Origin of the sequence: Rhizobium sophoriradicis (assembly GCF_025200795.1) — a bacterium.
Classification (GTDB): Bacteria; Pseudomonadota; Alphaproteobacteria; order Rhizobiales; family Rhizobiaceae; genus Rhizobium; species Rhizobium sophoriradicis.
This window is the reverse complement of the sequence record NZ_CP104154.1, coordinates 1-12966: the sequence shown is the minus strand read 5'-3', so window position 1 is coordinate 12966 and position 12966 is coordinate 1. Positions and strand designations below refer to the sequence as shown.

12 protein-coding genes are annotated in these 12966 nt (G+C 61.2%); 3 read left to right on the top strand and 9 right to left on the bottom strand.

Annotated features, from left to right (window positions below; all coding sequences use genetic code 11):
* Positions 1-5: 5 nt before the first annotated feature.
* Together N2597_RS25580 and N2597_RS25575 are read left to right on the top strand one after the other, a co-directional pair.
* Complete coding sequence (locus N2597_RS25580) at positions 6-1079, top strand: alcohol dehydrogenase family protein (RefSeq protein ID WP_183602063.1); 1074 nt, start codon at positions 6-8, stop codon at positions 1077-1079.
* 165 nt (positions 1080-1244) lie between these two features.
* A complete protein-coding gene (locus N2597_RS25575) occupies positions 1245-1637 on the top strand; it encodes a DUF4112 domain-containing protein (RefSeq protein WP_183602065.1) in 393 nt (130 codons plus the stop codon).
* Between the two features lie 76 nt (positions 1638-1713).
* On the opposite strand, the gene N2597_RS25570 is transcribed toward N2597_RS25575, so the two are convergent.
* From N2597_RS25570 to N2597_RS25545, 6 genes are all read right to left on the bottom strand, one after another.
* Entirely contained in the window at positions 1714-2751 is a 1038-nt protein-coding gene (locus N2597_RS25570; protein ID WP_040112145.1) for a Gfo/Idh/MocA family protein, read from the bottom strand.
* A gap of 104 nt (positions 2752-2855) precedes the next feature.
* Positions 2856-3641: a ThuA domain-containing protein gene (locus N2597_RS25565; protein WP_040141722.1), complete on the bottom strand. Its 786-nt coding sequence runs from the start codon at positions 3639-3641 to the stop codon at positions 2856-2858.
* 62 nt (positions 3642-3703) lie between these two features.
* Positions 3704-4729 (bottom strand): ABC transporter ATP-binding protein, encoded by a 1026-nt coding sequence (locus tag N2597_RS25560; RefSeq protein ID WP_183602067.1) that lies wholly within the window; start codon positions 4727-4729, stop codon positions 3704-3706.
* Between the two features lie 11 nt (positions 4730-4740).
* Positions 4741-5571, bottom strand: coding sequence for a carbohydrate ABC transporter permease (locus N2597_RS25555; protein WP_183602069.1), 831 nt, complete (start codon positions 5569-5571; stop codon positions 4741-4743).
* Positions 5571-6557, bottom strand: a complete 987-nt coding sequence (locus N2597_RS25550; RefSeq protein WP_183602071.1) for a carbohydrate ABC transporter permease — start codon at positions 6555-6557, stop codon at positions 5571-5573. The genes N2597_RS25555 and N2597_RS25550 overlap by 1 nt, the downstream gene beginning before the upstream one ends.
* Before the next feature lie 69 nt (positions 6558-6626).
* Positions 6627-7892: an ABC transporter substrate-binding protein gene (locus N2597_RS25545; protein WP_106796492.1), complete on the bottom strand. Its 1266-nt coding sequence runs from the start codon at positions 7890-7892 to the stop codon at positions 6627-6629.
* 269 nt (positions 7893-8161) lie between these two features.
* On the opposite strand from N2597_RS25545, the gene N2597_RS25540 reads away from it, so the two are divergent.
* Positions 8162-9175, top strand: coding sequence for a substrate-binding domain-containing protein (locus N2597_RS25540; RefSeq protein ID WP_040141731.1), 1014 nt, complete (start codon positions 8162-8164; stop codon positions 9173-9175).
* A gap of 134 nt (positions 9176-9309) precedes the next feature.
* Here the strand turns inward: N2597_RS25540 and repC are convergent, their stop codons facing one another.
* The 3 genes from repC to repA form a co-directional block, all read right to left on the bottom strand.
* Positions 9310-10614, bottom strand: a complete 1305-nt coding sequence (gene repC / locus N2597_RS25535) for a plasmid replication protein RepC (protein WP_183602073.1) — start codon at positions 10612-10614, stop codon at positions 9310-9312.
* 154 nt (positions 10615-10768) lie between these two features.
* Positions 10769-11770 carry a plasmid partitioning protein RepB gene (repB, locus tag N2597_RS25530; RefSeq protein ID WP_183602075.1) on the bottom strand — a complete coding sequence of 334 codons (1002 nt, stop codon included), beginning with the start codon at positions 11768-11770 and terminating at the stop codon, positions 10769-10771.
* A gap of 2 nt (positions 11771-11772) precedes the next feature.
* Positions 11773-12966, bottom strand: coding sequence for a plasmid partitioning protein RepA (repA, locus tag N2597_RS25525; protein WP_077989142.1), 1194 nt, complete (start codon positions 12964-12966; stop codon positions 11773-11775).

The window sequence follows — 12966 nt, the reverse complement described above, 5'->3', positions numbered from 1 at the left end:
GCCGCATGACGATCCCGGAAAAGATGCCAGCCGTTTTGCTCACCGGCCACGGGGGATTGGACAAGCTCGTCTACCGCACCGACGTGCCCGTCCCGGCGCCGGCGGAGGGCGAGGTGCTGATCCGCGTCACCGCCTGCGGCATGAACAATACCGACGTTTGGGTCCGTGAAGGAGCCTATGGCACCGAGGACGATCCCTCCGCAATCTCGACCTGGCGCAGGCAGGGCAATACGCTGACATTTCCGCGCATTCAGGGAACCGATACGGTCGGCCATATCGTCGGCGTCGGCGCTGGCGTCGATCCCGGCCGCATCGGCGAGCGCGTCATGGTCGACTTTTCGATCTATAATCGCGACGACGATAGCCTCGCCGACATCGATTATATGGGTCATGGCCGCGACGGCGGCTACGCCGAATATATGGCGCTGCCGGCCGAAAACGCCCATGTCGTTGCAACCGATCTGACCGATATCGAGCTCGCCACCTTCTGCTGCGCCTATCTGACCGGCGAGCGCATGCTGGAACGGGCGCGGCTTGCCGCCGGCGAACGCGTCCTCGTCACCGGCGCCTCGGGTGGTGTCGGCTCAGCGATCATCCAGCTCGCGCGCGCCCGCGGCGCCATCCCGATCGCCGTCGCCGGTCCCGGCAAGGAGGCGGCGATGCTCGACATCGGCGCAGAAGCGGTCGTCACCCGCGGCAAGGGCGATCTGGTCGAAGCGGTCCATTCCGCCAGCCGTGGCCAACCGATCGATGTCGTCGCCGATCTCGTCGGCGGGCCGCTGTTCAACGACCTTCTGAAGATCCTGCGCCCCGAAGGCCGCTACACGACGGCCGGCGCCATTGCCGGCCCGGTCGTCCAGCTCGATCTCAGGACCATGTATCTGAAGCAGCTGGAGCTGCACGGATCGAGCCAGGGAAGCCGCGCCGACTTCCGCCGGCTCATCGGCTATATCGAAAGCCGCAAGATCCGGCCCCTCGTCGGCGGCGTCTATCCGCTGTCGGAATTCCATCGCGCCCAGACCGAGTTCATGGCGAAGAATTTCGTGGGCAAATTGGTCGTGGTGCCCGACCGAGGATAAGGCGAGATTCCAATCGCGCCGCTGGCGAACCTTATCGGCGTATCGGCGTTTTACGGCCATGAACAATCGTCGCGATCACATCGGCCATTCGTTGAACCAGGCAATCTGGGGCGTCTCTGCGGCCTTGAGGGCGGCGAAACCGCCGGTCGCGCCAGAAGGTCTCTGATGCCGGCTGCCAAGACGACATACCTGACCCCTGCCGAACTCGAAAAGATTCGACGTGCTGTGGGCATTGCGCGGCTGATGGACACCGCAGTCCGACTGCCTTTCATCGGCGTACGGATCGGCGCCGATTCGGTGCTCGGTCTCCTCCCCGGCGTCGGCGACGTTGCCACGTCGCTCATCGGCCTTTACATTCTCAATGAGGCCCGGCGTCTCGGCGTTCCCAACCACAAGCTCGCACGCATGGCCCTCAATCTCGGCATCGATGCGGCCGGAGGGACGGTTCCGCTGGTCGGTGATCTCTTCGACGTCTATTTCAAATCGCATCGCCGCAACGTCGGTATCATCCTCGAACATTTCGGCATCAGCGAAGACGAGCTGAACCGGAGAATCTGAGCCGCTTGTCGTGCTTCGCCGACCGAAGAAGCTGCGCGAGGCCTTTCGAACAGAACACGCCGCTGGCTCTCAACGTCTAAAGTTCAACCAAAGCGCCCGCCGTTTTCACGGCGTGATCGAGGACGAATTGCAGCTTGGCCGCGTGGGCAAAACCCGGCTCATCCGGCTGCCCTTTTTGCACGGCCTTTGCAAATCGCTGGAAATTGGTGATGACCGGTTCGACGTCTATCTTGCGCCAGATTGCCTTGTCGGCGTCAGGGCCTTCACAGACCCTGAGCGTCGAACCTTCAGGCGTATGCACCACCTCGAGCGCGCCCTTGTCTCCATGCAAGCGCAGGCGCAACTCGTTCAGATGGCCGGTCGCCCAGCGCGTCGCATGGATGACGCCGGCCGCGCCGTTTTCAAGCTCGGCCATCATCAGGAAACTGTCGTTGGCGTCGAGCTCATACTCGCCGATCCGGTTGCCAGGGCTCTTGTCGAACACCTTGAGGTGCGATGCCGCCGCCTTGACGTCGCTTCCCGCGGCAAAAACCGCGAAGTCGAGAATATGGATACCGACATCGCCGAGCACGCCATTGGAACCGTGCTTCGTCGACAGCCGCCAGAGCCATTGCGATTCCTTGGTCCAGTCGCCCCAGGCCTTTGAGACCAGCCAGCTCTGCAGATAGGACGCTTCGAAGTGACGGATCGCGCCAAGACGGCCGTCCAGCACCATCTTGCGGGCTGCCTGCAGTGGCGCGACATTGCGATAGGTCAGGTTTACCATCGTGACCTTGCCGGACGCCGCCGCGGCGTCGGCCATCTCCTTGGCTTCCCGGTAGGTGACCGCCAGCGGCTTCTCGCAGAGCACATGTTTGCCGGCGCCGAGTAACTTCATCGTCGTCGAATAATGCGCGCGATCCGGCGTGACATTGGTGACGGCGTCGAACTCTCCCCAGGCAAGGGCGTCATCGAGCGACGTGAAAGTCAGCGGGATACTATGCCTGAGCGCGAAGGCCCGCAGCCGGACCTCGTCCGTATCGACGGCAGCAACAAGTTTGACGCCGGCAATTTCCGAAAAATGCATGGCATGGGTGTTTGCCCATCCTCCGGTACCGAGAATGATCAAGCGCATTCTTTTGTCCTCATGGTTAATCCATCGAAGCGTGAGCGGCAGCGAGAGCATCGCGGCGTCTTGCGGGGCCGAACGAGCCACCGCCGCCCACGGCATCTCACCTTTTAACGGTAACCGGCTTCGCCGGCCTGGTGCAGTCTCGGGCCGCGTTCGACGATCGGCTCCAGTGCTTTTTCTACCGGCACATTTGGAGCGTCGGTAATGCTCGTCAACGATCCCTCAGGGTTATAAGCCCACTTGACGCTGTTGATCAGCACCTTCTGGACGGTGGCGTCGTGATAGGTCGGATAGGTCTCGTGGCCGGGGCGGAAATAGAAGATGTTGCCGGCGCCGCGCCGCCAGGTGAGGCCGGAGCGGAACACTTCCCCACCCTGGAACCAGGAGATGAACACCGTTTCGAGCGGCTCCGGCACCGAGAACTGCTCGCCATACATTTCCTCATTCTCGAGCTCGAAATGCTCGCCGATGCCGGCGGCGATCGGATGGCGTGGATTGATCGTCCACAGCCTCTCACGCTCGCCGGCCTCGCGCCATTTCAGCGCGCAGGGCGTTCCCATCAGCCGCTTGAAGATCTTGGAGAAATGGCCGGAATGCAGCACCAGTAGGCCCATGCCCTCCCAGACGCGCTTGGCGACCCGTTCGACCACGACGTCGGAAACGGCGCCGTGATCCTTGTGGCCCCACCAGGTCAGCACGTCGGTGTCGGCAAGCCGGGCTTCGCTCAGCCCATGTTCCGGCTCCTGCAGCGTCGCCGTCGTCGCCGAGATGCCGGGATCGGCATTCAGCGCATTGGCGATCGTCGTGTGCATGCCCTCGGGATAGATGCCGCGGACGATCTCATTGGTATTTTCGTGGATGTTTTCACCCCACACAACGGTGCGTATGGTCACGTCGTTTTCTCCTTGTCATTAAAACGGATCGAGCTTTGGGAGGAACGTCGATCCTGGGAAGGTCAGGCAGCCTGCATGGATTGACGCTCGAGCGCCCGGCCCGAATGGTCGAAGCGGTGGACGTGGCCGGCAAGCGGCGCAAGGCCAAGCGTCTGCCCCGGCTCGTGACGGGAGACACCGGTTTCCCGCACGATGAGCGGCTCGTCTGCCCCGATATCCACATAGACGAAGCTATCGGAGCCGAGGATTTCCGAATGGATGACCGTGCCGCTCCAAACCGGCGACTCGGGCGCGACGCGAACATGCTCCGCGCGCACGCCGATCGTATGGCTACCATAGGGCTCCGCCAGTCCGGCCGATAGGAAATTCATTTTCGGCGAGCCGATGAAGCCGGCTACGAAAAGCGAATTGGGGCTTTCATAAAGCTCCAGCGGCGTGCCGATCTGCTCGACGACGCCGTCCCGCAACACGCAGATCCGATCGGCGAGCGTCATCGCCTCGACCTGATCATGCGTCACATAGATCATCGTCGTGTTGTGCATGCTGCGATGAAGCTTCGCGATTTCCAGCCTCGTCGCGACGCGAAGCGCCGCATCGAGATTGGACAGCGGCTCGTCGAAGAGAAAGACCTTGGGATCGCGAACGATCGCCCGGCCGATTGCGACGCGCTGACGCTGTCCGCCGGAAAGCTGCCGCGGCAAGCGCTCAAGGTACGATGAGAGCTGCAGCATGCCGGCCGCCTGTTCAACGCGCTGGCGGCACTCGTCCTTGGTACGGCCTGACAGTTTCATGCCGAAAGCCATATTGTCGAAAACCGTCATATGCGGATAGAGCGCGTAGGACTGGAACACCATGGCGATCCCTCTCTTCGAGGGCGCGTGCTGGTTCACCATCTTGCTGTCGAAGGAAAGGGTCCCCGACGTAATGTCCTCAAGGCCGGAGATAAGCCTGAGCAGCGTGGATTTGCCGCATCCCGACGGCCCCACGAACACCATGAACTCACCGCGGCGGATGTCCATCGTCACGCCCTTGATGACCTCGAAAGCGCCGAAGCGCTTGCGAATGTTCTCCAGTCGTATCTCTGCCATGTCCTACTCCCTCACCCCTTGACGCCGCCGGCGGTCAGCCCCGAAATGATCCGGCGCTGGAATATCAAAACGAGCACCACAACCGGCACGGTGACGATCACCGAAGCCGCCATGATGTTGCCCCAGGGGATCTCGAATTCGCTGTTGCCCGAAAGCAGGGCGATGGCGACCGGCACGGTTCTCTGCGTATCCGACGATGTGAAAGTCAGCGCAAAAAGGAACTCGTTCCATGCGGTGATGAAGGCGAGCAGCCCTGTTGTCACCAGCGCCGGCCACATCAGCGGCATGAACACCTGGGTGACGATGACCCATGGCGAGGCGCCATCGACGATCGCCGCCTCCTCGATCTCGATCGGCAATTCACGCATGAAGGTCGTCAGCACCCAGACGGTGAACGGCAGCGTGAAAATCATGTAGGAAAAGATCAGCGCGAAGGGCGTGTTGAAGATGCCGATCCAGCGAATGAGTTCGAAGAGGCCGGCAAGAACGGCAATCTGCGGAAACATCGACACCGAGAGGATGGTCAGCATCAAGAGCGCCCGACCTCGGAAATGCACCCGCGCCAAGGCGAATGAGGCGGTGACCGAAAGCAACAGTGACGCTGAAACCACGACGCAGGCGATCATCGCGGAATTTGCAAGACTGCGGACGAACCCGCCCTGGCCCATCACGGACGTATAGTTGCCGAACGAGATCGAGGTCGGCCAATAATCGACTTTGAAGAGGGCCGTTCCGGTCTTCAGGCTCGTGAGGATCGCATAGTAGAACGGAAAGACCGCAATGATGACGATGATCGTGACGAGCAGGTAGAAGAGCGTATTCTTGGCAATCGACATCAGCATCAGCGTTCCTCCCCGCCGAGTCTGACCCGGCCGAGCCAGATATAGAAGACAGTGACGGAGGCAATGATCAGGAAGAGCACCGTTGAGGCGGTGGCGCCATAGGCGAACTTGTCGAAGTCGAACAGGTTTTCGCGCGCCATGACCGACATGGTCTTCGTCTGTGCATTGTTCGGTGTCAGAACATAGATCAGATCGAAGATGCGCATCGCATCGAGCATCCGGAAGATCACCGCAACCATGATGGCAGGCCGGATCAGCGGCAGCGTCAGGCGCCAGAAAACCTTGATTGGATTGACGCCGTCGATCTTGGCGGCCTCATAGATATCGCCCGGAACCATCTGCAGACCGGCAAGGATCAGCAGCGCCATGAAGGGTGTCGTCTTCCAGACGTCGACGATCAGCACCGCGACCATCGCCGTTTCCGGATTGGCGGTCCAGGCAATCTTCTCGCTGATAAGGCCGAAGCCGAGCAGGATGTCGTTCAGGATACCGAACTGGTCGTTGAGCATCCAGGCCCACATCTTGGCCGAGACGATCGTTGGGATCGCCCAGGGAATGAGGATTGCGGCCCTTACGATCCCGCGCCCGGCGAACCGTGCGTTGAGCACCAGGGCGACGATCAGCCCGAGCACGGTCTCGAGCACCACCGAAAGGAGGGTGAACTTGGCGGTGCTCCAGACCGCCTTCCACCAGACCGGATCGGCAAGCAGCCCACGAAAGACGGTCCTGCCGCTCTTCAGCGTCACCCACGACAGGTAATTGGAAAAGCCGACAAACTGCGCGTTGCCGAGGTCGTTCAGCGACGCATTGGTAAAGCTAAAATAGATCGTTCTGAACAGCGGCCAGCCGGCAACGATTGCCAGGATCAGCAGCGTCGGCGCCAGAAACATCCATGCCGATCGAACGCGCTCGGATCGCAGCTCCGTCGAGGCTTTTAAACGGGAAAGCCTTGGATTGACTGCCTGCGGAACTACGATTTCGCTCATGAAACGCCTATCCCTCGTTAAGTCGTCCGGAGGTGGGACCGACGGCCTGAGAGCCGCCGGTCGGCATACTCACCAGGCGTCGCCCTTGAGGGTGGTCAGGTCGGCTTCGAGAAGCTCGAGGTTCTCGGCGGCTGAGCCGCTGCCGGACAGTGTATTGTGCACGGCCGTCCAGAACTTCGAGGACACTTCGTTGTACTTTACCTTGGCGGTCGCCGAAGGCCGCGGCACCGCGTTCTGGAAAATCGGTTTCCAGTTCGGCATAAAGGGCTGGGCGGCGGCAACATCCTTGTCGTCATAAAGATCCGTCAGTGTCGGCAAGTTGGACAGCTCGATGGCGCGCGCTTTCTGAACCTCCTTCGACGCCAAGAACTTTACCAGCGCGATGGCTGCTTCCTGCTTTTCGGAATATTTCGAAACCGCCAGGTTCCAGCCGCCGAGCGTCGAGGATGGCTTGTCGCCGGCCGCGGCCACGGGCAGCGTCATGACGTCGAACTTGCCCTTCACAGCGCTGTCGGCACCATTGCCGAGGGAATAGGCATAGGGCCAGTTGCGCATGAAGACGGCGTTGCCGGTCTGCCAGACGCCGCGCGATTCTTCTTCCTGATAGGCGAGCACGCCTGGCGGTGAGATCGTGCCGATCCAGCCCTTGGCGCGGTCAAGCGCAGCCGCCGCCTTGTCGTTGTTGATCGAGATCGCCCCGTCCGGCTCGACGATTTGGCCGCCACCCGACGACTTCACCCATTCCAGCGCGTTGCAGGTCAGCCCCTCATAGGAATTGCCCTGGAAGACGTAGCCCCAGAGATCCTTCTGTCCGGCCTGGCGTTCCTTATCCTGAACCTCTTTGGCGGTTGCGGCCATCTCGTCCCAGGTCTTCGGCGGCTGCTTGCCATATTTCTCGAGCAGGTCCTTCCGGTAAAACAGCGCCGGAGCATCGGTAAACAACGGCAGCGCCACCAGCCGGCCATTAACGGTCTGCGAGGCAATGATCGACGGGAAAAACTGGCCGTCCACATCCTTGGTGGCCTCCTTGAGATCGATGAACTGATCGGCAAGCTGCGGCGCCCAGATGACGTCGGTCTGATAGACGTCGATGTCCTTGTTTCCAGCCGCGAGCCACAGGCGATATTGGGAGAACTGTTCGCTGCTCGATGACGGCATCGTAACGAGCTTTACCTGATTGCCGGTCTCCTTCTCGAAAATTGCCAGCTGCTTGTTCAGGAATTCGACGTTCTTTCCCGTAGTGTTGGCGGCAAACGAAATTTCGGCGGCACGGATCGGGCCGGCAAACGCAATGGCAATGCCTAGCGCAGACATGCCCAAAGCAAACTTTTTCATGATCTCCTCCCAGAAATTGAAATCGATTTGGCCAGCAGAACATTGCAGAAGGCATGGACGGCGTCAAGTCGCCAAATGAGCGCTTCACAGTTGCGCAGAAGGGCCATTGCAGTGCAATATACAGCTTAAAAGGAAGTTCATGACCGCCAGAGGCTACGCTCTGGGGCGATATTTTTGAAATCGATTTCAATTATGGCCTGATTGGGTACGTGCCCGTTGCGCATCGCCAACGCATCGTCCATTGATTGCCTGGACAAAGAAGACATCCGATGAAACTTCGTGAATTCGCAAAGCAGCTTGGACTTTCTCCGACCACGGTCAGTCGTGCGCTCGGCGGCTACCCTGAGGTCAGTGAAGCCACGCGCGCCCGGGTTGCAAGCGAAGCAGTACGGCTTGGTTATCGCCCCGATATCAATGCCGTGCGTCTGAAGACAGGAAGAGCCGGTGCGATCGGCGTCATGATGGCCCGGTCGGGAGAAATCCATTTCACCGAATTCATGTCGGGCATGGCGCAACGCCTGGAAACGACCGACACGGATATTCTCATCACGCCGATTACCGCACACAATGACGACGACGAGATGCAGGAGTACAGACGCCTGGTTGAAAGCCGTCGCGTGGACGCAGTGATCATTCACTCGCCTCGCCCTCGCGACCCGCGGATCGAGATGCTGAGCAGCCTGCGTCTGCCTTTCCTGGTTCACGGCCGGTCGGAGACGGAGCACGTTCACGCCTGGCTTGATATCGATAATGAAAATGCGGTGCGCAGGTCCACCGAACACCTGCTCGATCTCGGGCACCGCCGCATCGCCATGATCAATGGCCTCAGGGGCAAGACTTATTCGATCCATCGCGAACAGGGTTTTCGGCTCGCCCATCAGGAGCGTGGGCTCATTGCCGATCCCCACATGATGGTCTGCGATAAATTCTCAGACGAGAGCGGTTTTCGTCATGCCCGCTCTTTCCTGGAGAGCGCCAATGCGCCAACCGCCATCGTTGCCGGCTCCACGATGACAGCGCTCGGCGTTTACCGCGCCGTCCGTTCGCTTGGGATGACGGTCGGCCGGGATGTCTCCGTTATCGCCCATGACGACGTCTTCCCTTATCTGACGGCCGAAAATATGGTGCCGTCACTCTCGACAACGCGATCTTCCATGCGTGCTGCGGGCACACGTTGCGCCGAGCTGACGCTGCAACTTATTGCGGGGCGCGCCGCCGAGGAGATCCACGAATTATGGCCGGTCGAGTTGATCCTGCGAGAAAGCACTGCGGCCCCGCGCTGACAGATGCGGAACGCCGCTTCAGAGCGGGAGATGGCAACGCGCGCGGCACCTCTCGCACCAGATCCGCGAACAAGCCGGCGATTAGAGTAAGGTTTGCCGGACGGGCCAACCGACTGCGTTGTCGCCGAAGTCCATTAGCCGGCATTTCGCCGTACCCCGCCATTCGCCCTGACGAGCGCCATCAACATCGGGCCGATGGCAAATTCGCCCCTTTCGGTCCTGCGGGTGAGATCGCGGAGATAACCGCCGGGCGAATTGATATGCCCTCCCCGTTCCAGGATGCAGGCGATCACGGTCGCGGCGTTTTCCGGCCCCATGCCGGCGCAGGCGTCCTCATAGGCCGAGGGGCTGACGCCGAGCATCGAGCGCACGACGACGGCGGCCGACATCAGGTCGCGCCAATTGCCGATCGCGCCACCCGGCCCATAGTCGAGAATGGCGGGGCAGGCCTGCAGGACGAGGCCGAGCGGGAAGGATTTTAGGCTGTGGCCGGCGACAGGATTGGCCGCACCCGGCCCCTTGCCACCTGGTCCCGTGGAAGGCCTCGGCGGTTTCAGCCTTTGTGCATCCAACGGCTCGGCCATCCCTTCGTTGTTTGCCAGTGCCTTTTCGCCCTGCTTCGTTTCGAAGCTTGGTTCAAGTTCTGAATTGGATTCGGGGTTTGAATTCTGTTTGTGGCGCTCAATTTGAGACTCATTGGCGTTCATTTTTTCTATTTTTATCTGCCTTTCCAGCAGGTTGACGGCCTCGTCGCGCAACAGCGCCATCTCGTAGAGCAGCGATGCCAGTTCTTCGATGCACGCCACCCGCGGGATCCTTGCGACAAGCGCACGAAACATCACGGTCATCTCTTCCCAGTCACCGGGAACCGCTTCGTCGATGGCCGCCGAAATCAGCTTGGAGATATCGCGCCGGCAGACCGTCAGGCGTTCTCTCGTCGCCCGGAGCAGCTCCCGGTCGGCAATTACCTGGGCCGCCAGGTTTTCAATCTCGACCGCACGGGCCAAAAGCGGCGCGACGCTGAAGCCGAAGGCTTCGCCGATCGCCCCTGCCCTGTCGCGGCGGGCATAGCGTTTCCCGTTCGGACTGTCCTTGCGCAGGATCAGGCCGGCCTCGACCAGGACGGCCAGGTGCCGCCGCAGCGTCGCCGGCGTCATGCCGCGGGCGCGCAGCGATAGCTGGGCATTCGAGGGAAAGACGATCAGGCCCTTCTCCTCGGAGATTTCATCGTCGGGATAGAAGGTCAGCAGCGCGTCGAGCACCGTCAGCGCCCGATCGGTCACGCCGAGCGCCGGGCGCGCCTCGCAGATCGCCCGGAACAGCTTCCACTTGCTGCGCTTCATCCCCGGCTCGATCGTCTCGGCCAGTTGCTGGCTTGCCAGCATGCCAAGCGACATCGGCCGCCGCCCAAAGGGCGTCGTCACATATCCACTCTCCATTTGCCTTCACCTTCGTTCAGGCAAAAGAAAACCATCCACCAATTTGGTGCCTAAGACGCTTGACTGTGATTCGTGGAAATGCGATTCTCGATGTGCTTAAGATCTGAGAAGGGCTTCCACGACGGCGTCGTTGGGGGCCTTTTTCTTTTGCGCGCTACGCTCCTCTGTGCTTCTTGAATTCCTGGAATAGGTCTTGCAGCCGTTCCTGGACGAATTGATCGAAACCCGGCGCGGTCTTGCCGTCGAAGACGAAAGTAGCGCCGGCTGCTGTCTTCTTGATCATCACAGGAACGCCGCTGACTTCGGTTTTGGCCACCGCCGGCTTTGGCGTGGCCGTCTTCGTCGTCGCCAGAACCAATGCCCGGTGGAAGCGTTCGTCGCTCGAAATCTTGCGTGCGTCGTCCGCGGACAACTCCGCGATGATCGTCCCGACGTCGGCTTTCTCCAGTCGCTCGCCCAGCTCCAGCCAGCGGCGGCGGCCGATCTCGGGCGCAGCACCGATGGCGTTGATGAGGTCGAGCGGCACCTGCCGCATGACGATCAGCATTCTCGACAGCGCCGCTTTGTCGACACTGAGCGCCGCCATGATGACATCCCGGCCGAAGCCGCGTTCCTCGAGCCGCGACGCGAAGAGCGCGCGCTCGATATAGGAGAGATTGGTGCGGGCGCTGTTTTCCTGCCCCTGGCTGACGACCAGCTGGTCATCCGTGAGATCGCGCACGACCGCACGAACCTTGATGCCGAGGTCTCGGATGGCCGCCAGCCGTCGATGGCCGTAGGCGACCTGATAACGTCCCTTGGCTTCAGGATGCGGGCGCACGAGGATCGGAACCTGCTGCCCGTGTTCGCGGATCTGCTCGACGAGCTCGCTAAGACCGGACGCGTCGATCGCCAGGCGGTCGCTGACGAAGGAGGCGTCGATCAGGCCTGGGTCGAGCTCGATTATCATCTGGCCCGCCGCCAGCTGCCGTTCCAGCTCGCCCGCTCGCTCCATCTTTTCGGTGATGTTGCCGAGCGTCTTCGTAATGCCGCCGACCGGCCCGCCGACACGCTCCTGCGGCACGAAGCCGGCGATCGGACGATTGTCGCGTGGCGCGACCGCTTCCACCCTTGCCGGGCTCGGAGCGGAGATTTCGATGAGATTCTTGCGCGCCATTTCTATCTCCTTCCCCAGGTGGAGCGAATATGCGCTTCGATCTCACCATTCACGAGGTTCAGCGACTCCAGCGCCCGGTCATAGGTTCCGCGCGTGAATTGCGACCGCTCGACCTCATAAAGGGTTTGCTTGGTGACGCCGGCGTCGGCGACCGCGGTCGATTTCACCATGGCGTTGTGGAGCATGCGGTTGCCGAAGATCGCCCGCATGAAGCCGGTCATCTGGCTCTGCGGTCCGTCATTCGGCTCGAACCGCGTCACGAGATAGCGCATCCAATCATAGCTGGTGCGCCCGCCGGCCCTCTCGACGACCGACATGAGTTCGCTCGTCATCGTCAGGAACTGCGACATCGACATGACGTCGAGCATCTGCGGGTGGACCGTGATCAAGACCGAAGTCGCCGCGCAGAGCGCCGACATTGTCAAGAAACCAAGCTGCGGCGGGCAGTCGATGACCACGATGTCGTAGAGGCTTTCGATGTCGGTCAGCACCTCGCCGATGCGGGCGAAGAACATCGTCTCCGCCGTGCCGGACGCCATAGCCTTCGGCGTCTCGTGCTCGAATTCCATCAGCTCGAGATTTCCCGGAATGAGATGCAGATTGGGCGTATAGGTGGCGCGCACGATATCGGCGATCGGGCGCGGTTCTTCATAGCGGATCGCACCGTAGATCGTCTCGCCCTCGCCGACGTCGAACTCCGGCTGGTGACCGAACAGCGCCGACAGCGATGCCTGCGGATCGAGATCGACGGCGAGCACGCGGTAGCCGCGCAGCGCCATGAATTGCGCCAGATGTGCAGCCGTGGTGGTCTTGCCCGAGCCGCCTTTGAAATTCATGACGGAGACGATCTGGAGCTTTTCGCCGGCTCTGCGGGCCGGCACATATTTCGGCGTGCCGTTGCGCTCGTCGAGGACCCGGCGAATGCGGTCCATGTCGGATGCGCTGTAAAGCCGACGTCCGTTTGGCAGCGGATCCGGTCCGTGGCCATCGGCCGCCACCTGCCTGAGATAGCCTTCACCGATGCCGATGAAGGCTGCGGCTTCCGCCGGCGAGAAGGTCCTGATCGTCTTCTGGGAAAGCGGCGGAAAGATTTTCGCCTGATGCTGCTGAAGCTGATAGGACAACTCCTTCGCATCTGTTGCCAGAAGCGACGGGAGATGCTCTTGATCGTCTTGAAGAGCAAGACTCGGCTGCAT

Bases quoted from the DNA above. Each gene is read 5' to 3' on its own strand.
- repA (WP_077989142.1), bottom strand. From the start codon at position 12,966: ATGCAGCCGAGTCTTGCTCTTCAAGACGATCAAGAGCATCTCCCGTCG.
- N2597_RS25560 (WP_183602067.1), bottom strand. From the start codon at position 4,729: ATGGCAGAGATACGACTGGAGAACATTCGCAAGCGCTTCGGCGCTTTC.
- N2597_RS25580 (WP_183602063.1), top strand. From the start codon at position 6: ATGACGATCCCGGAAAAGATGCCAGCCGTTTTGCTCACCGGCCACGGG.
- repB (WP_183602075.1), bottom strand. From the start codon at position 11,770: ATGGCGCGCAAGAATCTCATCGAAATCTCCGCTCCGAGCCCGGCAAGG.
- N2597_RS25540 (WP_040141731.1), top strand. From the start codon at position 8,162: ATGAAACTTCGTGAATTCGCAAAGCAGCTTGGACTTTCTCCGACCACG.
- N2597_RS25555 (WP_183602069.1), bottom strand. From the start codon at position 5,571: ATGCTGATGTCGATTGCCAAGAATACGCTCTTCTACCTGCTCGTCACG.
- N2597_RS25570 (WP_040112145.1), bottom strand. From the start codon at position 2,751: ATGCGCTTGATCATTCTCGGTACCGGAGGATGGGCAAACACCCATGCC.
- N2597_RS25575 (WP_183602065.1), top strand. From the start codon at position 1,245: ATGCCGGCTGCCAAGACGACATACCTGACCCCTGCCGAACTCGAAAAG.
- N2597_RS25550 (WP_183602071.1), bottom strand. From the start codon at position 6,557: ATGAGCGAAATCGTAGTTCCGCAGGCAGTCAATCCAAGGCTTTCCCGT.
- N2597_RS25545 (WP_106796492.1), bottom strand. From the start codon at position 7,892: ATGAAAAAGTTTGCTTTGGGCATGTCTGCGCTAGGCATTGCCATTGCG.
- repC (WP_183602073.1), bottom strand. From the start codon at position 10,614: ATGGAGAGTGGATATGTGACGACGCCCTTTGGGCGGCGGCCGATGTCG.